This is a genomic window from Neobacillus sp. MER 74, from assembly GCF_023714155.1.
Genome location: NZ_JAMAUV010000008.1, coordinates 120,441 through 142,109, shown reverse-complemented (window position 1 = coordinate 142,109; position 21,669 = coordinate 120,441). Strand labels below are relative to the sequence as shown.

The 21,669-nt window shown below is 38.1% G+C and carries 19 protein-coding genes; 3 read left to right on the top strand and 16 right to left on the bottom strand.

What is annotated here, in order from left to right; all coding sequences use genetic code 11:
* Window positions 1-8 precede the first annotated feature (8 nt).
* From pnpS to M3610_RS15375, 7 genes are all read right to left on the bottom strand, one after another.
* Window positions 9-1,427 (bottom strand): two-component system histidine kinase PnpS, encoded by a 1,419-nt coding sequence (gene pnpS / locus M3610_RS15405; protein ID WP_251460258.1) that lies wholly within the window; start codon window positions 1,425-1,427, stop codon window positions 9-11.
* Window positions 1,424-2,140: a response regulator transcription factor gene (locus M3610_RS15400; RefSeq protein ID WP_251460256.1), complete on the bottom strand. Its 717-nt coding sequence runs from the start codon at window positions 2,138-2,140 to the stop codon at window positions 1,424-1,426. The genes pnpS and M3610_RS15400 overlap by 4 nt, the downstream gene beginning before the upstream one ends.
* 122 nt (window positions 2,141-2,262) lie before the next feature.
* Window positions 2,263-2,739, bottom strand: a complete 477-nt coding sequence (locus tag M3610_RS15395) for a MaoC/PaaZ C-terminal domain-containing protein (protein WP_251460254.1) — start codon at window positions 2,737-2,739, stop codon at window positions 2,263-2,265.
* An 88-nt stretch (window positions 2,740-2,827) separates the two neighbouring features.
* Complete coding sequence (gene mdh / locus M3610_RS15390) at window positions 2,828-3,766, bottom strand: malate dehydrogenase (RefSeq protein WP_251460252.1); 939 nt, start codon at window positions 3,764-3,766, stop codon at window positions 2,828-2,830.
* A gap of 91 nt (window positions 3,767-3,857) precedes the next feature.
* A complete protein-coding gene (gene icd, locus M3610_RS15385) occupies window positions 3,858-5,126 on the bottom strand; it encodes an NADP-dependent isocitrate dehydrogenase (protein WP_098574381.1) in 1,269 nt (422 codons plus the stop codon).
* 123 nt (window positions 5,127-5,249) lie between these two features.
* Complete coding sequence (citZ, locus tag M3610_RS15380; RefSeq protein WP_251460250.1) at window positions 5,250-6,368, bottom strand: citrate synthase; 1,119 nt, start codon at window positions 6,366-6,368, stop codon at window positions 5,250-5,252.
* Window positions 6,369-6,641: 273 nt separating this feature from the next.
* Window positions 6,642-7,103, bottom strand: coding sequence for a DUF441 domain-containing protein (locus M3610_RS15375; RefSeq protein WP_098574387.1), 462 nt, complete (start codon window positions 7,101-7,103; stop codon window positions 6,642-6,644).
* A 217-nt stretch (window positions 7,104-7,320) separates the two neighbouring features.
* Here M3610_RS15375 and ytvI point away from each other — a divergent pair, with 217 nt between their 5' ends.
* A complete protein-coding gene (ytvI, locus tag M3610_RS15370; RefSeq protein WP_251460248.1) occupies window positions 7,321-8,436 on the top strand; it encodes a sporulation integral membrane protein YtvI in 1,116 nt (371 codons plus the stop codon).
* A 44-nt stretch (window positions 8,437-8,480) separates the two neighbouring features.
* Here the strand turns inward: ytvI and M3610_RS15365 are convergent, their stop codons facing one another.
* The 8 genes from M3610_RS15365 to dnaE all read right to left on the bottom strand — a co-directional run bounded on the left by M3610_RS15365 (window position 8,481) and on the right by dnaE (window position 19,479).
* Window positions 8,481-8,867 carry an FxsA family protein gene (locus tag M3610_RS15365; protein WP_098574393.1) on the bottom strand — a complete coding sequence of 129 codons (387 nt, stop codon included), beginning with the start codon at window positions 8,865-8,867 and terminating at the stop codon, window positions 8,481-8,483.
* A 106-nt stretch (window positions 8,868-8,973) separates the two neighbouring features.
* Window positions 8,974-10,737, bottom strand: a complete 1,764-nt coding sequence (gene pyk, locus M3610_RS15360; protein WP_251460246.1) for a pyruvate kinase — start codon at window positions 10,735-10,737, stop codon at window positions 8,974-8,976.
* Between the two features lie 53 nt (window positions 10,738-10,790).
* On the bottom strand, window positions 10,791-11,750 hold the full coding sequence (gene pfkA, locus M3610_RS15355; protein ID WP_098574401.1) for a 6-phosphofructokinase: 960 nt from the start codon (window positions 11,748-11,750) through the stop codon (window positions 10,791-10,793).
* Between the two features lie 315 nt (window positions 11,751-12,065).
* Window positions 12,066-13,043, bottom strand: coding sequence for an acetyl-CoA carboxylase carboxyl transferase subunit alpha (accA, locus tag M3610_RS15350; protein ID WP_098574404.1), 978 nt, complete (start codon window positions 13,041-13,043; stop codon window positions 12,066-12,068).
* Window positions 13,037-13,915, bottom strand: coding sequence for an acetyl-CoA carboxylase, carboxyltransferase subunit beta (gene accD / locus M3610_RS15345; RefSeq protein ID WP_251460244.1), 879 nt, complete (start codon window positions 13,913-13,915; stop codon window positions 13,037-13,039). Before accD ends, accA begins: the two co-directional genes overlap by 7 nt.
* A gap of 199 nt (window positions 13,916-14,114) precedes the next feature.
* A complete protein-coding gene (locus tag M3610_RS15340; protein WP_311315827.1) occupies window positions 14,115-14,744 on the bottom strand; it encodes a FadR/GntR family transcriptional regulator in 630 nt (209 codons plus the stop codon).
* Between the two features lie 7 nt (window positions 14,745-14,751).
* Window positions 14,752-15,990 carry an NADP-dependent malic enzyme gene (gene ystJ, locus M3610_RS15335; protein ID WP_098574412.1) on the bottom strand — a complete coding sequence of 413 codons (1,239 nt, stop codon included), beginning with the start codon at window positions 15,988-15,990 and terminating at the stop codon, window positions 14,752-14,754.
* A gap of 126 nt (window positions 15,991-16,116) precedes the next feature.
* Entirely contained in the window at window positions 16,117-19,479 is a 3,363-nt protein-coding gene (gene dnaE / locus M3610_RS15330; protein ID WP_251460242.1) for a DNA polymerase III subunit alpha, read from the bottom strand.
* 280 nt (window positions 19,480-19,759) lie between these two features.
* Here dnaE and ytrH point away from each other — a divergent pair, with 280 nt between their 5' ends.
* Window positions 19,760-20,101 (top strand): sporulation membrane protein YtrH, encoded by a 342-nt coding sequence (gene ytrH, locus M3610_RS15325; RefSeq protein WP_180230121.1) that lies wholly within the window; start codon window positions 19,760-19,762, stop codon window positions 20,099-20,101.
* Window positions 20,098-20,598 carry a sporulation membrane protein YtrI gene (ytrI, locus tag M3610_RS15320; protein ID WP_098574418.1) on the top strand — a complete coding sequence of 167 codons (501 nt, stop codon included), beginning with the start codon at window positions 20,098-20,100 and terminating at the stop codon, window positions 20,596-20,598. Before ytrH ends, ytrI begins: the two co-directional genes overlap by 4 nt.
* 39 nt (window positions 20,599-20,637) lie before the next feature.
* Here ytrI and M3610_RS15315 read toward each other — a convergent pair whose 3' ends face one another.
* The gene (locus M3610_RS15315) at window positions 20,638-21,588 is read right to left on the bottom strand and encodes a DHH family phosphoesterase (RefSeq protein ID WP_251460240.1); all 951 of its coding nucleotides are present in this window, start codon (window positions 21,586-21,588) and stop codon (window positions 20,638-20,640) included.
* Between the last annotated feature and the right edge of the window lie 81 nt (window positions 21,589-21,669).

Below are 21,669 nucleotides of genomic sequence, written 5' to 3'. Positions count from 1 at the left end.
TTCCAAAATCACCTTAAATATTTATATAATTCAATTATAAACTCGCTTCCTTCACCCAATTCACTTCTAACACTTATATTTCCATGATGGGCTTCAATTAAATGCTTAACGATCGCTAATCCTAGTCCAGTCCCGCCGGAGTTCCGGCTTCTCGCTCGGTCAACACGGTAAAAACGTTCAAAAATACGTGGAATTTCTTCTTTACTAATTCCAATCCCAGTGTCTTTTACATGTACTCGTACCTTTTCACCGTGTTCGAGTAGGATTATTTCCACATTCCCTTCAGGCGGAGTGTAGTTCATGGCATTGGCAATCAAGTTAATAAACACTTGTTTTAAACGGTCTAAATCACCCTGGATCATCACTTGATCTTGCTTACAAAGAAGGCTAACCCGGATATTCTTTGCTTGGGCTTTTCCACTAAGAATCGTAATAACCTCTTTTAACAGCTCGTTCAAATCTAGTTCCTGAATATTTAATCTGAAACCCTGTTGTTCTATTTTTGAAAGATCTAATAGTTCTTGGATGAGGGTTTGGAGTCGGTCACTTTCTTTTAGAATAATGGAAAGAAACGCTTCCAAGGTTTCTTTATTATTCATGGCACCATCCATCAGTGTTTCAGTAAATCCTTTAATAGAAGTGACCGGGGTTTTTAATTCGTGCGATACGTTGGCCACAAAGTCCTTGCGCATTTGCTCGAGTTTTTTAATTTCAGTAATATCATGAAATACCAGCAATACACCTTTCCATACATTGTTGGTTCCAAGAATCGGAACACCATAGACAACAAAGTACCTACGTTCAATGAATAGTGGAACAAGTATTTGTTTGCTGACCTTTTTTTCCGTTCGAAAAACTTCAGCCACTAACTGACAAATTTCTTCATATTCAATAACTTCATAATAGACTTTATTTAAATAATCGCTAGAATTGACATGAAAAATATCAATAAATCCTTTATTAATTAGGTTGATGTACCCTCGACTATCAATTAGAACTAGACCAGCGCCCATATTTTCAATTAGTGCACTTAGTCGGTCCTGCTGCATTTCTTGCGCTTTAGTGAGTTCTTGCAGGTTTTCGGCCAGCATATTGATTGATGACCCAAGCATCCCCGTTTCATCTAATCTACTTACTGTAGTTCGAGCACGGTAATTTCCTTTAGCCAGTTCAATGGCAACGTTGGTTGCAGCCTCAATTGGTTTGGTATACTTTGAGGTAATTCTTACACATAGAAAAAGAATAATAATGATGGCAATCCCAAGACAAATGGAAAGAACCCATAAAACTTCAAATTTCAAATGTTGAGTTAGTGACTCTAGGTAATAGCTTTTAAAAAATTGACCTATCAAAATTCCTACCCCAACTAATACAATAATAACTAATATGATTAGTGATATTAGCAGTCCTTTTCGGAATTTGGTCATTCTCCCTTAGGCTCCTCCAATTTATAGCCCAAGCCCCGAATTGTTTTAATATAGGCCGGCTTTTTTGTGTCCGCTTCAACTTTTTCTCTTAAATGTGAGATATGTACATCGACTATTCTAGTATCGCCAGCAAAGTCATAATTCCAAACAGCACTTAGTAATTGATCACGGGTCATAACACGCCCTTTATTTTGGGAGAGGTAAAGAAGCAATTCAAATTCTTTTAAGGTTAACTCCAACAACTTGCCGTTAAAATAAGCCTCATATTTATCAGAATTGATTTTCAGATTACCTATTTGCAGCAATCCCGTCTCTTCTCCACCTGCTTGTCCAGCATCTGTTTGAATTTGAGTCCTTCTAAGTATGGCTTTGACACGAGCGATTACTTCTCTTGGACTGAAAGGTTTGACCATGTAATCATCTGCACCAAGTTCCAACCCCAAGATTTTATCGAATTCATCCTCTTTAGCGGTTAACATTAGAATCGGAGTCATAATCTTGTTTTGTCTCAACTGCTTACAAACTTCCATTCCATCCATTTTAGGCAGCATTAAATCTAATACAATGATATCAGGTGATTGTGTCTCTGCTAATTGTTTTCCCTCTTCACCATCCATTGCTGTTATTACATCAAACCCCGCTTGCTCCAAGTTATATTGTAGTAAAGTAACAATCGACTGTTCGTCATCGACAACAAGCACTCTATTTTTCATAGTAACCCCCACTTTATTAGTTACCTCCATTATAATAATAAAGTTTGTGTATTTTCTAGCTTTACAAAACTTTAACAAATAAAAGGAATGTGAACAGGTCACATTCCTTCTTAATAACATTATTAAAAATTCTCTAAAGCCCTGCCATGAATTTCTTCTAATCGGTGTGGCGGACAAACCTTGACCTTGCCTTGAATGACGGTCTCGTTCTTTTCATTAGTTCCTGCCACACTAATCACAATGGTATGCTCATTCCTTGTTACTTCAACGACTTCGAATAATAACTCAACAGCTCCATAATGAAAAACAGGTTTAGGAAAACTGATTTCTTGGCTTAAAATATGGCTTCCAGGGCCGGGTAAATATTTTGAAATGGCTGAGGTGATCATACCTGTCAGCATAATGCTCGGAACGATCGGCCTTTCAAATGGAGTCTGTGAAGCATAATCATGCTGAATATAGAGGGGATTTGCATCATCAGTTAATCCTAAATAAAGAAGCAGATCCTTGTCTTCTATTTTTTCAGTCATAGCTAATTTTTCACCGACAGAAATTTCTTCAATTTTACGTCCTAACCTTCTTTTTTTACCTAAAAGCAAAAAACTCCACCTCCATGTAAGCGATTTCAAATGTATACAAAGAAATTCGGGGAACCATTGTAACCCCGAATTTCTCCTTTATCCTTTTTTACGCTAATACTTGCATCACATTGCGAACGGATTCAACTGATTTATCTAAAGCAGCTTTTTCGTCAGCAGTTAATTCAAGCTCGATGACTTTTTCAATACCATTTGCACCAAGGATAGTCGGTACACCAAGGTAGATGCCATCGTAACCAAATTCGCCTTCAAGATAGGCAATGGATAGAAGAACACGGCGTTGGTCTTTTAGAATGGCTTCACACATTTCAACTAAAGAAGCAGCAGGAGCATAGTAGGCGCTTCCATTACCTAGAAGGTTAACAATTTCACCGCCGCCCTTTCTTGTACGTTCTACAATAGCTTCAAGACGATCTTTAGGAATTAATGTTTCTAAAGGAATACCGCCCGCATATGAGTAACGTACAAGCGGAACCATGTCATCACCATGACCGCCTAAAACGAAACCAGTAATGTCTTTAACAGAAAGGTTTAATTCTTGAGCAACAAATGTACGGAAACGAGCAGTATCAAGAACACCAGATTGACCAATTACACGGTTTTTAGGGAATCCTGATTCTTTAAATACTGTGTATGTCATTGCATCAACTGGGTTAGTTAAAACAAGAATAGTACAGTTAGGGGAATACTTCACGATTTCTTGAGTTACACTTCTCATAACCTTTTGGTTTGTCTGAACTAAATCATCTCGGCTCATACCAGGTTTACGAGCAATACCCGCAGTAATCACGACGATATCTGAATCACGCGTATCTTCATAATTTGAAGTACCAGTAATATTGGCATCAAAGCCTTGTACTGGACTTGCTTCAAGCATATCTAGTGCCTTACCTTTTGTAGGGTTTTCCATTGGAGCGATATCTACTAAAACTACATCTCCAAGTTCCTTTTGAGCTAGTAAAAATGCCGTAGTTGCTCCAGTAAATCCTCCGCCGATTACAGAAACCTTTTTACGTTTTAATGACATTATAACTCTCCCCTTTTAACGTATTGTTGTTCTTGAACCATAAAATGCAGGAAGGGCTATTTAAAGAACAGCCCACATCTGCATCAACCCTTTACTCCATGTTCTTAATAAGCTCGCTAGCAAATTCAGAAGTTTTTACTTCTGTTGCGCCTTCCATTAATCGAGCAAAATCATATGTTACAACTTTAGAAGCAATTGTCTTTTCTACTGATTTGATAACCATTGAAGCGGCTTCGTTCCAGCCTAGGTGCTCAAGCAATAACACACCTGATAAAATAACAGATGATGGATTCACCTTATCAAGACCTGCATATTTAGGTGCAGTACCGTGTGTTGCTTCAAAAATCGCATGTCCTGTTTCATAGTTGATGTTAGCACCTGGTGCAATACCAATACCGCCAACTTGTGCAGCAAGTGCATCTGAAATGAAATCTCCATTTAAGTTCATTGTTGCAACAACATCAAACTCACGTGGACGTGTAAGAATTTGTTGTAAGAAGATATCAGCAATGGCGTCTTTTACGATAATTTTGCCTGCTGCTTCTGCATCAGCTTGAGCTTTATTAGCCGCTTCTGAACCTTGCTCCGCTTTAATACGGTCATATTGTGCCCATGTAAAGACTTTATCACCGAATTCCTTCTCAGCAAGCTCATAGCCCCAGTTTTTAAATGCACCTTCAGTAAATTTCATGATATTCCCTTTGTGTACAAGTGTAACTGACGTACGGCCTTCTTTAATGGCATAGTTAATTGCCGCACGGACTAGACGAGAAGTACCTTGTTCAGAAACAGGCTTAATACCGATACCAGAAGTTTCTGGGAATCTAATTTTGTTAACGCCCATTTCATTTTGTAAAAAGTCAATTACCTTTTTAACTGCTTCTGTACCTTTTTCATATTCAATACCTGCATAAATATCTTCTGTGTTTTCACGGAAAATAACCATGTCTGTATCTTGTGGACGTTTAACCGGTGAAGGAACACCCTCAAACCATCTAACTGGACGTAAGCAGACAAACAAATCTAGCTCTTGACGCAGTGCAACATTCAACGAACGAATTCCGCCGCCAACAGGTGTAGTTAATGGTCCTTTAATGGCAATTAAATATTCATTGATTACATCAAGTGTTTCAGATGGCAGCCATTCGCCAGTTTGGTTGAATGCTTTTTCTCCAGCTAAAACTTCTTTCCAGATTAGTTTGCGTTCACCTTTATACGCTTTTTCAACAGCTGCATTTAAAACTCGCTCAGAAGCTGCCCAAATATCTGGTCCGATTCCGTCACCCTCAATAAATGGGATAATTGGATTGTTTGGTACGTTTAATACTCCGTTAGTAACTGTAATTTTTTCGCCTTGCATAGTTGATTTTCCCTCCTATTATGTAAAAAAGCTACGTTATGACTTATGGAAAGGTTAGAGATGTTTGTCTCTAACCTTATCATACATTCTTATTAGACCAATTATTGCGACAAAAGTAAATAATTAACCTCGTTGCTCAATTGGAACATATTTTTGCATTCCAGGACCTGTATAATCTGCACGCGGGCGGATTAAGCGGTTGTTTTGATACTGTTCAAGAATATGAGCAAGCCAGCCGGATACTCTGCTTACTGCAAAGATTGGTGTCATTAAATCATGGTCAATCCCTAAGCTGTGGTAAACAGAAGCAGAATAGAAATCCACGTTAGGCGGCAGATTCTTTTCCCCTGTTACAATACTTTCAATCTTTTCAGACATATCATACCATTGTGGTTCGCCTGTTAATTCAGTCAATTTTTTAGACATGGCTCTTAAGTGCTTGGCACGTGGATCTCCTTTTCGATAGACACGATGGCCAAAGCCCATGATTTTTTCTTTCTTCTCAAGCTTACCACGTACATATGGTTCAACATTTTCGAGCGTACCAATTTCTTTTAACATTTTCATGACCGCTTCATTTGCTCCACCGTGTAATGGTCCCTTAAGAGCACCAATTGCAGCAGTTACACCAGAATAAACATCGGATAATGTAGCTACACATACACGGGCTGTAAATGTAGATGCGTTTAATTCATGGTCCGCATGTAATACAAGCGCTTTATCAATCGCTTCAACAGCGATTGGGTCTGGTACTTTCCCAGTCAACATGTATAAGAAATTGGCTGCAAAGCTTAATTCTGGTTTAGGTGCAATTGGCTCTAACCCTTTTCTTATACGGGCAAATGTTGCAACAATCGCAGGCATTTTTGCCTGAAGGCGAATAGCTTTTTGATAATTTGAATCAGCATCCATTAAATCTGCTTTATCATCATAAATACCTAAAAGAGAAACGGCTGTACGAAGGGCAGCCATTGGATGTACTTCTTGAATTGGAAACAATTTAAAGTGTTCAATTACTTCCTGTGGCAATGCTGAATTTTCAGCAAGTTGTTTTTTCAATTCAGTTAACTGGTCTGCTGTCGGCAATTTACGATGCCATAATAAATAGATTACCTCTTCAAAACTAGCATTTACAGCTAAATCGTCAATGTCATAGCCAACATAAGTAAGCGTATCATCAATAATTGAGCTGATGGAGGAAGTTGTTGCCACTACCCCTTCAAGACCGCGTGTTACTGTCATAGTAAATCTCTCCTTCTCATTCTAAATTTCCCCATACCAGTAAAGTGAAAAAATCCCATTGTCCATCCTTTAAATTAACTGAGCGACTGCTCGGGTAAAAAGCAAACAATTAAAATGCTATTTCTTTAGGCTAAAATTAGTTAATAAGCAATCAGCATATATAAGTGGTTTATGTAAAAAAAGAAACGCTTACAAGCCTATTATAAACAATTATCAGATTTTTGTGAATGGAAAGGCTTAGAAAAGTGAAAAAAATATTATTTTACAAAAAATCTACGAAAAAAAACCATAAATTTTCATTGCGGTATAGGCGATTCCAGCGCCAATTAAGGGACCAACTGCTACCCCTTTGAAAATAGACACAGATAGGATTGTTCCAAGAACTAATGCTGTGGTAATCTGGGGGTCATCGGCTAATAATTTTACCCCTCCTTTTGCAAGAAGAGCGACAATCATACCAGAGATAAGGGCAATCCATGCAAAGGAGGATTTAAACGCACCAGTTAAGTCTTTAAAACCGATTTCTCCACTTGCAATCGGTGCTAATACGGCAATGGTTATAATTGTTACCCCCCAATTGATTCCTTTCGACTGTATAAATGAGAATGCTTTAGTATCTAATCCTCCAATTTTTAAAACTAGGAGGACAGCAATTGCGATTAGTAATGAACTATTTTTCGCGATAAAACCTATGACTAGCAATAATAGTAAAAATAAGACTGACTCGTTTAACATGACTTCACCCTTTCTTATCAAAATTATCGTAACATAATGTAAATCCATGAGCGAAATTTATGTTAATGCCAGACTTCCGTTATATTCCATTACGACTGTTCTTCCAAAAAGTGATTGTAATATTTTCAAAAGGATATTTATTAGTTAAAATATGCAGATTATTTCGTAAAATGTTAAACTGGAATTATGATAATTTCCGTTATAAGGAGGTTTGTCTTTGAATTTAAAGTATGTAAACCGGACAATACGATTTATCATTGTCATTGGAGCAATTGTTTTAGGACTTTTATGTTGTTTTTATATATCAAAACTGATTTATCCATTTTTGATAGGTTTAATTATTGCCTTTTTGATTAATCCGCTTGTTGACATTTTTGAAGGAAAGGCAAGGATGCCTCGTGCCTTGGCAGTTTTTATAGCACTCATTATTATTTTTGCTTTATTTGCAGGACTTATTACACTCCTTATCGCTGAAATTGTTTCGGGTGCAAATTATTTATCTACTGTGGTACCAAAACATCTTGATACGTTAATAGAGTATATAGAGAATTATTTCACAGCGCAGATCCTGCCGATTTATGAACAATTATCTAGCGTCTTTAAAAAACTTGATTCTGGGCAGCAGGATACCATTATTAGTAATATTCAGAATGTCGGGACTAGAATCGGCACCACTGTTGGGAGTTTTATTCAAAATTTATTCGGGATTATTCCCAATATTATTGCTTGGCTTCCGAATGCAGCGACAGTTTTAATCTTTTCTTTATTGGCTACGTTTTTTATTAGCAAAGATTGGTACCGATTTTCGACATTTGGCGGCAAACTTCTACCCGAGAAAGCAAAAGCAAGTAGCAGATCGGTTTTTATCGATTTAAAAAGGGCGCTTTTTGGATTTATTAAAGCCCAATTAACATTAATCTCCATTACAACAGTAATTATTCTAATCGGCCTACTTATCCTCCGTGTTGATTATGCAATAACAATTGCTTTAGTCACTGGCATTGTCGATATTATTCCCTATTTGGGAACAGGTGCTGTTTTTGTTCCTTGGATTATTTATGCGGCGATTGGTGGAAATATGGGGCTTGCCATCGGATTAGGTGTTCTTTATATCATTGTTCTCGTCCAGCGGCAGATTATGGAACCAAAGATCCTTTCATCTAATATTGGCCTCGATCCATTAGCAACACTGATTGCCTTATTCGTCGGATTTAAATTAATTGGATTATTAGGATTAATTGTTGGTCCTGTCACTCTAGTAATCATTAGTACTCTTTATCGGGCCCATGTTTTTCATGATTTATGGGGATTTATCATGGGGAAAGAAAAATAAATGCTTTTAAGTAAAAAGTCAGCTCCCTAATCGGAAGCTGACTTTTATTTTATTATTTTTATATTCCCTTTATTAATCTTCCTTTGCCACATTTTTATGATTAATATTTTTATCGGTTTACGGGTTGGTGGAAAAAGGAAGAAGAAACCGGATACATCAGTCATAAATCCGGGGGTTAAAAGCAGTGTTCCACCGATTAAAATGCATATTCCATCTAATAAAGCATCTCCTGGAAGTTGTCCATAGCTCAACTGTTCTCGAACCCTTCGGATCGTCTGCAAGCCCTCTCTCTTGGCTAAATAAGCCCCAATAACTCCAGTTAAAATAATTAAGGCAATGGTAGGCCATACACCAATTGTCTTTCCTGAAAAAAGCAGTACACCAATATCCAGAGCTGGAATGACTATGATTAATAGAAATAAATAACGCATAGATTGTCCCCTTTCCAAAAGGCTTAGTTTCATTATATTACGAATGGGGATCTTTTTGTCAGATATAAAAAAAGAAGGGTTTCCCCTTCCTTTTTTTACAACCAGTTTATAATACGCTAGCGTGACCGTTGTAAATAACACCTTGTTTAGCATCAACGGTTATTTCTTGACCTTCTTTAAACAAACCAAAAGCATTTTCTACCCCTACAACCACAGGGATGCCTAGGTTTAGACCAACAACAGCGGCATGGCTTGTTAATCCACCTTCTTGGGTAATCACAGCAGCGCATTTTTCAAGAGCTGGGACCATGTCACGATCGGTACCTAGCGTTACCAAAATGGAACCTTGTTTTACCTTATCCAAAGCCTCTTTAGCGTCATGTGCAATAACCACTTTCCCAAATGCAGACTTACGGCCAATGCCTTGTGCTTTAGTAATGATATCTCCAACCACATGAATTTTCATTAGGTTCGTGGTACCAGCTTCACCAACAGGGACACCTGCTGTAATGACTACTAAATCACCACGGTTCACTATACCGCTATTTAAGCTCGCTTCAACCGCATTATCGAGCATTTCATCTGTTGTGGTCGCAATATTGCCAAACTGCGGGTAAACACCCCAAACAAGGGATAGCCTACGGCAAACATGCTCAATAGAAGTTACCGCTACAATCGCTGCTTTCGGGCGATATTTAGAAATCATTCTAGCCGTGTGTCCACTTTCCGTTGGGGTAATAATGGATTTCACTTCAAGATTTAAGGCAGTGTGGACAACAGATTGTCCGATTGCATCAGTAAGATTGTGCTCTGTATCTTTACTGCGGCTTGAGAGAATTTCTTTGTGATCTAATGCGGATTCTGCCCTGGAAGCAATATTGTGCATAGTTTGGACAGCTTCTACTGGATATTGTCCTGCTGCTGTTTCACCTGAAAGCATAATTGCATCGGTACCGTCGAAAATCGCATTCGCTACATCACTTGCCTCAGCGCGAGTTGGGCGTGGATTTCTTTGCATGGAGTCAAGCATTTGTGTTGCTGTTATCACAGGTTTCCCCAGTGCATTACATTTCTTAATTAACATTTTTTGAACTAGTGGTACTTCTTCAGCAGGAATTTCAACGCCTAAATCACCACGTGCTACCATTAAACCGTCTGAGAATTCCAGAATTTCTTCGATGTTATCAACACCTTCTTGATTCTCAATTTTAGGAATAATATGGATATGTGTTGCTTTATTCGCTTCTAAAAGCTGACGAATTTCTAATACGTCCTTTGCACGTCGCACGAATGATGCAGCAATGAAATCAATTCCTTGTTCAATTCCAAAAAGAATATCTTGTGTGTCTTTTTCTGTGATACCCGGCAGGTTAACAGATACACCTGGGACATTCACGCCCTTTTTATTCTTCAATGTACCACTATTTAAAATTTTCGTATGGATCTCTTTATTTGTTTTATCTACATCCGTAACTTCTAGACCAATTAAGCCATCATCTAAAAGAATTTTAGAACCAACATGGACATCATCAATTAATCCAGGGTATGTAACGGAAAACTTATCAACGGTCCCTTCAACTTCTATCATAGAGACAATTATATTATTTCCAGCCTCAAGCTCAATTGCACCGTTTACCATATTATTTGTCCGAATTTCAGGACCTTTTGTATCAAGCAAGATCGCCACTGTTTTCCCAGTTAGTTTTGCTGCTTCACGGATATTTTTAATTCGTGCTCCGTGTTCTTCAAAATCACCATGTGAAAAATTCAAACGAGCCACGTTCATTCCCGAATTGATTAATTGAGTTAATTTTTCTACACTTTCACTTGCTGGACCAATCGTACAAACAATTTTTGTTTTTCGTAACATCCGTGATTTCCTCCTATATTAAAAAAGCACTTAAAGTTATCTTAATTTAATTCTTAAATTGATAATTCCATCGAAAGTTTATATAAATCAAGGTCTAAGGTATGTTCACGACCAAGAGCCTCAATTATGTCATAGTCCACTAGTTGATTTTTCTCAATCCCTACCGCACGACCGCCTTTTCCTTCAATCAAAAGCTCAACGGCTCTGGCTCCTAATCTACTAGCAAGGACTCTGTCAGCAGCTGTTGGTGATCCACCACGTTGAATATGCCCTAAGACAGAAACTCTGGTATCAAAGTTGGTTGCTTCTTCTACCTGCTTCCCAAACTCTACACCACTGCATACACCTTCTGCTACCACAATAATACTATGCTTTTTACCACGCTCATGCCCTTTACGAAGTTTGTCGACAATATCATCCATGTCATAACCTTCTTCAGGAATCAAAATTGTTTCTGCACCACCCGCTAGTCCTGCCCATAGAGCAAGGTCACCTGCGTTTCGTCCCATTACTTCAATGACAAAAGTTCTTTCATGAGATGTAGCGGTATCCCGAATTTTATCTAATGAATCAATCACGGTATTTAATGCTGTATCAAACCCAATTGTAAGTTCTGTTCCAGGAATATCATTATCAATCGTACCAGGAACTCCCACACACGGAAAGCCATGTTCTGTTAAAGCCTTCGCACCCATATATGAACCATCGCCGCCGATTACCACTAATCCTTCAATTCCATGTGCTTTAAGCTGTTCAATTCCTTTTTGTTGTCCTTCTTTGGTTTTAAATTCTGGACAGCGAGCAGATTGCAGCATAGTTCCTCCGCGTTGAATAATATCGCCAACCGAGCCTAACTCGAGTTTTTTAATATTACCAGAAATTAACCCCGTATAACCTCCGTAAATACCATATACTTCTAAATTATGATAAATGGCTTTCCGTACAACAGCACGAATCGCTGGATTCATCCCCGGAGAATCTCCACCACTTGTAAGAACTCCTATTTTTTTCATAGCTTTCACCTCAGTTATTTGATTAGGAAATTATGTATAAATCCATATGTAGTAAAAAAAAAAGGAACAAAGAGTTTTATAAATTACTTCTTTTATTATTTACATAAAACCCGCGAATATTTATAAAATAACACGAAGAAATAACTATAACAACCTTATGATATTAGTAAATTTAAGAGTCGGAATAGTCAGTTAAATGGAAACGTTTTATTCTTATGTGTAAGCGGAAACATTGGTTTTTTTGTGGAATTCTCGTGAACATTGTGTGAAATGGTCAAAAAAATAATGTGCCCATAAATCATGAGCACATTATTTTTAATTCACACCAATGTAATCATTAATGGTGGCAAATTCACCAATGGTTCTGAAACGATTGTAACGATCAGAAATAAGGTCCTCTTCTGAAAGCTTAAGAAGCTGCTGCAGAGCATTCTTCAGTATATGATCGATTTCCTCTGCTTGTTTCATGACGTCCCTTTGAGCTCCACCCTTAACCTCTGGGATAATATCATCAATAACGCCTAGTTCCTTTAGATCAGGAGCAGTTATTTTCATCGTTTCGGCTGCATTTCTAGCTAATGAAGCATCTTTCCACAAAATAGCTGCAGCACCCTCTGGAGAAATAACCGAGTATGTGGAATTCTCGAGCATATATATCCGATTACCTACTCCAAGTGCAAGTGCACCACCGCTTCCGCCTTCGCCAATCACGATACAAATGACAGGAACCTTTAATCCAGCCATTTCAAATAAATTGCGGGCAATCGCTTCACTTTGTCCTCGTTCTTCTGCGGCCTTCCCAGGATAGGCACCCTTAGTATCAATGAAACAAATAATCGGCCGATTAAATTTATTCGCTTGATTCATTAATCGAAGTGCTTTTCGATATCCTTCTGGATGTGGCATTCCAAAGTTTCTGCGAATATTTTCTTTTGTATCTTTTCCACGCTGATGACCAATAACTGTAACTGGTAATCCTCGATATTTAGCAACCCCGCCTACAATTGCCTCATCATCAGCAAAGGTACGGTCGCCATGACATTCAAAGAAATTCTCAAACAAATAAGGTATATAATCTAATGTTGTCGGCCTGTTAGGAAGGCGGGCAATTTGTACCCGGTCCCATGGCTTAATATTTTCATATATGCTTTGTTCAAGTTTTTCAAGTCTTTTTTCTAATTTTTCTATTTCTGAACTTAAATCAACATCAGCTGTTTTGGTGAACTCCTGTAACTCAGAGATTTTCTTCCTTAATTCGATTACAGGGCGTTCAAATTCTAATTCTCCTACCATCTGAGCTCACCTCCAGGTTGATGGATTTCTAGAATATTGGTGATCTTCTCAACTAATTCCGTCCGATGAATGATTGCGTCCAGTTGCCCATGTTTTAATAGGAACTCGGATGTTTGGAAATCCTCTGGCAATTCTTCACGTATGGATTGTTCGATTACTCTTCGTCCCGCAAAAGCAATAAGCGCACCGGGTTCGGAAAGGTTGAAATCACCTAATGACGCAAAGCTTGCAGAAACCCCGCCAGTTGTTGGATGAGTCATAATTGAAATGATTAGTCCACCATTATTACTAAATTTCTTTAACGCAACACTAGTTTTGGCCATTTGCATCAAACTTAGTGCACCCTCCTGCATCCTGGCACCGCCTGATGCGGTAAAAATAATAAAAGGGAGATTTAACTCATCCGCTTTTTCAATAGCTTGTGTAATTTTTTCGCCGACAACGGAGCCCATACTTCCCATTCGAAACGAAGCATCCATGATGGCGAGGACAACCTTATTATCGTTAACTGTTCCAATTCCAGTTACAACAGCCTCATTTATCTTGCTTTTTTCCCGATCTTTTTCAAGCTTTTCAAGATAGTCAGGAAAATTTAATGGATTTTTAGAAATCATACTTTCATTAAATTCTACGAAGCTTCCTTCATCAATAAAGCTTTCTAAACGTTCCCTTGAGTTCATTGGAAAATGATGTCCACAATTCAAACAAACCTTTAGATTTTTTAGCAATTCTTTAGTATACATGATTTTCTTACATGATGGACACTTTGTCATTATGCCCTCAGGTACATCACTTTTTGCAGTTTCCGTCGGTATTTGAGCATATTTCTTCTTTTTTGTCTGGTTTTTTGAAAACAGATCTTTAAGCGCCAAAATTCTACCTCCTTTGTGCTACGGTAACGCCAAATGTTAGGTTTCTCCAATAATTACATATTAAAAGTTTTTCTATTGTTGCTTTACTTCATACCTAATAGCTTCTCATGGGTGGTCAGACCACTTATAGTTAAAAAACACCTAGTTTTCTTTGGACTTGGATAAACTTCACTATAAAATAAAATGTGTTCAAAATCTGTTAGTATTTGTCGTTAAAAACTGACAAATTCCGTAAACCGTTATAAGCAGTCCATAATTTCGATTCATTTTTTTCGGCTAAAGCCTCAAGCAAGCTTAAATAGTTTTCACGAGAATAGATCATCTTGCTTGAACCAAAAGAGTAGTAATAATCCTTTAAGATGGACCAAATTCTAGCAAAGAGGTGGTTATCTGAGATTTCAACTATTTGATAAAAAAAATCATTATCATCTATAATTCCTTGCTGATTCACCCATTTTTTTAAGTTTTCAATACTTTGGTCATCTATTTTATGAATGGCTAATCGAAGGCAATCCATCTCAATAAAGTTCTTTGTTTCAAACACATCTCTTTTCGCTTTTTCATCTTGCAAAATAAATGTACTAAGCAACTGAACGAGATGATTTCCCCTAAAATCCCGAATAAACGTCCCTTCACCACGTCTTGTTTCAATTAGACCAAGCAATTCTAATGCTCTAAGGGCCTCTCTAATGGAAGAGCGCCCGAAATTCAGGCGCTCAGACAATTCACGTTCAGAAGGAATCTTATCTCCAGTTTCTAAACCATCATTGGTAATCATTTCTCGTAGTTGCTTAACAACTTCTAAGTAGACCTTGGTGTTATTTACCACTTACCGATCACTCACTTTTACCAATAATAGCGAGCCTCTTTGTTTTTTCCTTTATTTCTTCTGGATCAACCTTAATACGGGCAACACCTGTTTCCATCGCTGCTTTTGCTACAGCTGCGGCTACATCTGGTGCGACTCTTGGATCAAAAGGTCCTGGAATAACATAATCCGCATTAAGTTCATCCGGGCTGATCAGGTTGGCAATAGCTTCTGCTGCCGCAACTTTCATTTTTTCATTTATATGTGTAGCGCGAACATCGAGTGCACCACGGAAAATTCCTGGAAAGGCTAGAACATTGTTAACTTGGTTTGGAAAATCTGAACGACCAGTTCCTACCACTTTCGCTCCAACAGCTTTTGCATCAGCTGGCATAATTTCAGGGTCCGGATTGGCCATTGCAAAAATAATAGAATCAGAATTCATGGACGCGACCATTTCTTTAGAAAGTGCACCTGCAACTGAAACCCCAATAAATACATCCGCACCTTTGATTACATCTTCAAGGCTTCCTGATAGATTATCCCGATTTGTAAACTTTGCAACTTCAGCTTTCACCGAATTCATACCTTGTGGACGCCCTTCATAAATGGCTCCTTTGGTATCACACATAATTATGTCCCTTACACCATAACTATATAACAATTTAATAATTGCAATCCCAGCGGCGCCGGCACCGTTTGCGACAACTTTAATTTCGGTCATTTTTTTGCCAACTAACTTTAGTGCATTAACAAGCCCTGCTACTGTTACAATAGCTGTACCATGCTGGTCATCATGGAATATTGGGATATTTGCTTCCTTTTTCAATCGTTCTTCAATGACAAAACAATTGGGCGCAGCAATATCTTCCAAATTAACGCCGCCAAAAGTAGGTTCAAGCAATTTCACCGTTTCAACAATTTTGTCTACATCGGTTGTGTTTAAACAGATTGGAAATGCATCAACTCCGGCAAAACTTTTAAACAATACTGACTTACCTTCCATTACAGGCAGGGCTGCTTCTGGTCCAATATTCCCCAGTCCAAGAACAGCTGTTCCATCGGAAACAACGGCAACCATATTCCCTTTCATGGTATATTCGTAAACCAATTCTGGTTTCTCATAGATATCTTTACATGGCTCTGCAACACCTGGTGAATAAGCTAAGCTAAGATCATGTGCATTTCGGACTTGAACTTTTGATTTCGACTCTAACTTTCCCTTGTTAATTCGATGCATATGTAATGCTTCTTCACGTAATGTCAAGATATCCACCCCTCAAATTTTTACAAACATTTACAAACTTTCTCACTTATGCAGCCCGCTATTATTAGTGGTCAGACCACACTTGTCTCATTATCACTATAACATATCTGTGATAGTTGTAAAGAATTATTCCTTCAGGACGACATTTTTCGGGCCAAGCATCCCTCTTAATAATTGCAATAATTCAAAGGTTGGATTGATATTATTTTCTTCACCTAACTTTATTGTTTTGCGGCTTTTTTCATAGTGTAAAATGACGGATGCAGTTCCTTGGTTTTCTTTAATGAGCTGGTGAATTTGGAAAAGTAATTTGTCATCTTGTTTTTCCTCTATTATTTTCAAATATAATACTGATTGTTTACTTGTTTTTGTTTTTAGCCACTCTTCTATATGAAAAACGTGTTGAATGATAAATTGCTGTTTCCCATCACGTTCTTCGATTTTCCCCTCGAGCAATGTAAACTTCCCATGTCCTAATAGGTGCGAATATTTCTTGTATACATTAGGAAAGGCGATGGCTTCCATTTCACCGCTTGAATCACTGATCGTTAAAAAGGCCATTGAATCACCTTTTTTGGTGCGAATTGATTTCATTGAGGTGATATATACTCCAGTAGCGACCCGCTGGTTCTTATGAGTTATTCCAAATAAGGATTGTGCACCACTTCGTTTCAGCTGCTCTTCGTAAATAGATACCGGATGGTCAGAAAGATAAAAACCAAGGGCCTCTTTTTCAAATGTCAGCTTATTCTCCTGGCTGATTGGATCCACTTGCAGGTATTTCGGCTTTGGCATGAATTCATCTTCAAACAAATCAAATTGGTTATTGTCAGCCGGTTTAAATATTTGTGCATGTTCCATCGCCACATCTAAACTAGCAAGCAATACAGCACGATCTTCACCAAATTCGTCGAAGCAGCCAGAGTGAACCAGGAACTCGAGCGTCTTTCGATTGATGGCTTTAGTAGATACCCGAATACAAAAATCAAATAAGTCAACAAACTTTTTCTTTTTCCTGGCCTGAAAGATTTCTTTTAAGGCAGCAGCCCCCACACTTTTTATCGCTGCCAGGCTGAAACGGATTCCCTCTTGTTCCACTTGAAAGGAGTACCCGCTATAGTTGATGGATGGCGGCAGGACTGTGATTTCTTTTTGTTTCGTCTCCATCACGTATTGTGCTATTTTCGTGTCGTTTCCTATTGCCGAGGTAAGCAGACCAGCCATAAAATAAACCGGATAATTTGCTTTTAAATATGCTAATTGATAGGCGATCATACTATAGGCAACAGCATGACTTCGATTAAATCCATAGTTAGCAAAGCGAACGATTAAATCATAAATATCATTAGCTAAGGTATGTTCATACCCTTTTTTTAGGGCTCCTTGAACAAAATGGCTGCGCTCTTGATCAAGAATATCCTTTTTCTTTTTTCCAACTGCCCGTCTTAATAAATCGGCTTCACCAAGTGAGAATCCAGCCATTTTTGAAGCTATTTGGATAATTTGTTCTTGGTAGACAATAACACCATATGTATTCTCAAGGATTGGCCGTAAATCAGGGTGTGGATAGTCAACTTTTTGAATACCGTGTTTCCTATCAATAAAGAGCGGGATATTTTCCATTGGTCCTGGGCGGTATAAAGCATTGACTGCAACAATATCTTCAAATCGGGAAGGCTTTAGACGTGTTAAAACCTTGCGCATTCCTTCTGACTCCAGCTGAAATACACCCGTTGTTTCACCTTTGGCTAATAGGGTAAAAGTCAATGTGTCATCTAATGGTATCGAACCTATATTTATTTTCTTACCTGTTTTACGTGTGATTGAGGATACAATTGAATCAATCAATGTAAGGTTCCGCAAGCCTAGAAAGTCCATTTTTAGGAGGCCGATTTCCTCCAGATGTTCCATTGAAAATTGTGTTAGAAAAACATGGTTAGACCCTCGTTGAATGGGGATTAAATCAATGAGCGGCTTCTCACTTATAACTACACCAGCTGCATGTGTGGAAGTATGACGCGGCAGTCCTTCTAGTTTTAAAGCCGTTTCAAATAGGCGTTTATTCATAGGACTTTCATTAATAAACTTTCTTAGGGCTTCTGATTCTTTATAGGCACCTTTAAGGTCAATTCCTAATCGTGACGGGATCATCCTTGATACATGTTCAAGCTCCTTGGAATTTAACCCGAATACCTTGCCAATATCTCTAAGTACTGCCTTGGCTGCAAGCGTTCCAAAGGTAACGATCTGTGCGACATGCAGTTCACCGTATTTTCCAGCAACATAGTTAATCACTTCATCACGGCGATGGTCTGGAAAATCAATATCTATATCCGGCATAGAAATTCGTTCAGGATTTAAGAACCTCTCAAAAAGTAGATTATGCTTCAGTGGATCCACATCTGTAATGTATAAAACATAGGCCACCAATGAACCCGCTGCTGAACCCCTCCCAGGTCCAGTTAAAATCCCATTCTCACGTGCGTATTTCATAAAATCCCACACAATTAAAAAATAATTGCTAAACTTCATCCGTTTAATGACCGCTAATTCATAGGACAACCGTTCAAAATATTCCTGCGCAGGCGAGGAAAAACGTTCACTTAATCCCTGTTTGCACAACATTTCAAGGTAGTCCTCAGCAGGAATCCCTTTTTCTGTTGGAAATGCAGGCAAGTAGGTTTTATTTAACTCAATGTTAAATTGACATCTGTTAGCAATTCGGATTGTGTTTTCTAATGCATCGGGGAAATCTGAAAAACAATCAACCATTTCACTTGCAGTTTTTAAATAGAACTGATCGTTTTCTAACGTTTCTCTGTGGTCATCTTGCAATTTATCACCATTTTTTATGGCTAACAAACACTCATGGGCAAACATATCTTCTTTTTCTAAATAATGGACCTGATTTGTGGCTGCAATCGGGACATTCATTTCTTTGGACAAACTAGTAAGCATATTTCTCATTTTTGTTTCTTGTTCGAGTTGATGATTTTGAATTGCTAGGAAAAAGTTATTCTTGCCAAAAATGGAATCTAGTTTTCTAATTAGTTCTTTAGCCCTTTCCTCGTCGCCATTAATGAGCAACTGCTCAATTTCTCCTTCGAGACCAGGAGTAAGCGCAATGAGACCATCTGAATAATGTTTCAGCCATTTCAAAGGGATTCCATGATCCGTTTTGGTTTGAACGGTACTAGATATCTTTAAAAGATTTCTATAACCAGAATCATTTTCAGCGAGTAAGACTAGTGGAAAGGATTCATTAGAGGTGTACTCACTTTCCACATCCACTGTTAATCCAATAATAGGTTTCATATTATTTTTTTGGCACAATTTATAAAATTCAATGGTTCCGTACATGACATTCCTGTCCGTTAAAGCAATGGCAGAAAATCCTTTTGACTGTGCATTTTTTATTAAATCCGGGACTGATGCCGTACTTGATAATAAACTATAGGCACTATATACATGCAGGTGAATAAAAGACATATTGTCACCCCCTTAATTCAAAAATCTCTCCCTCTATTATAAAACTTAATTGCCAAAAAGGAAAATATGTTCTCATTTTATGCTCTGGTAAATTTGCCTGTTGATTTCCACTCCAGGCGCTTCGCTTTCCGCGGGCGGTCCGGGGAGCCTGGAGTGGAAATCAACAGGGTTCCAAAAAATGGACGTTAAGCCTAATCCTATCCATTTTAAAAAACATATTTCTATTAGTTTGTCCATATACATGAGTATTGGGTATTGACTATGTGTAGAGGCGGTTGACATGATGAAAGAGATTGGTTTTTTTCCTGCTTTTATTGAAAGCTACTTTATTGCCTTGGGAGTCGTACTCGGCGGATCACTTATAGGGGGAATTGCTTCATTCCTAACCGGGCAGCCGCCGCTGACAACTGTTTATCGCTTATCTTCAGCGCTAAGAATCTGGGCCATTGTATCCGCTATAGGCGGGACGTTCGACGCGGTTTATACATTTGAAAGAGGTTTATTTAACGCCGATACAAAGGATCTTTTTAAACAGTTTTTATTAATCCTCTCTGCCTTAGGTGGTGCCCAGACTGGTGCCCTTATCATTAATTGGTTAACACAGGAGCATATCTCATCATGAGAATTCCGCCATTATATCGAAAACCTGCCTGGCAGCGTTTTTTTGCAGGAATGGCCGTCGGGGGCGCTATAAGCTGGTGCATTTTTTTATATATTTACGGAGTCTGGCAAGAAGAAAACACCGAATTAATTCGGAAACAAGCCCAGGAGATTGTGGACTTAAACGAGGAGAAAAAAATTTGGCAAGAAGAATATAAAGAAATCAACAAACGGAACATCGAACAACTGACGGTACAGAAAATCAATATTCGAATTACAAACTGGGAAAAGTATAAACTTGATTCATTAAGTGTTTTAGAGACAGAAGACTCAGTGAAAGATGATATTAGTATGATGCTAGCAAAAGATATTGAAACCGTCTATAAAAGTAAGGACCTTCTGAAAAAGATTATTGAAAATAAGCCCGTAAAAATAAATGATAAAAGATATAAACTCAAGGTTAAAGAAATGGTTTTTTATACCAACCTTTCCATTCAACTAGAGATTCAGTTTGAATAACAAGAAATCGGCCCCTTCTACTACGAGGGCCGATTTTTTCTATTTGCTTAAAGAATAGTTTTCACATACTTCACCAAGTGCTTTTAATACATCGTCTACTTCGTTCCACGAATAGATGGAGGCTCCGGAAGCTAGTGGATGTCCTCCTCCTTTGAACTTTCTTGCAACTACATTAATAACTGGGCCTTTGGAACGCAGCCGAACTCTTATTTGCTCGTCTTCCTCAATAAAGAATACCCATGCCTTAATCCCTTTTACATTCCCTAATATTCCGACAAGCAGTGATGCTTCTGCTGGCTTTGCATTGTATTCTTTGAGAAGTTCTTTTGTTAATTTAACGGATGCAACACCGTTTTCCTGAAGTTCAAAATTTTGAAGTATATATCCGTTTAATTTAACGATATTGAGATCTAATTCATACATCTTGTCAAATAACTCGGTACGAGAAAAATTATAATGGATCAATTCTCCAGCATAGCCCAGCGTTTTTTCTGTTGTACTCGGGAATAGAAATCTGCCCGTATCGCCGACTATACCAGCGTATAGAAGTCTAGCTGCTGAATCGTTCATTTTTAGCCCTTTGGCTTGTCCCTTTAGATAAAATTCATAAATCATTTCGCTGCATGAGCTGGCACTTGTATCCACCCATAGTAAATCACCATATTGGTCTTCATTTGGGTGGTGATCAATTTTTATTAATTTATCACCAAGTGTGTAGCGTTTGTCACAAATTCTTTCCTCATTTGCAGTATCACAAACGATTACTAATGCCCCATTGTAAACTTCATCTTCAATCACATCCAGCCTGCGCATGTAATGAAGAGTTGGTTCTTCTAGACCAACAGCATAAATCTTTTTATCCGGAAAGGATTCTTGTAAAATAGCTGCCAAGCCGCCTTGTGAACCATATGCATCCGGGTCTGGACGGACGTGACGGTGAATTATTATGGTTTCATATTTTTCAATCTCTGCTAATATTTGCTCAATCATGGGCGCTTCTCCTTTACCAACTCATAAACCATGGTGGTCTTTTTTTGTTTTTACAGGTACAATAATAGAAGATTTTCTATG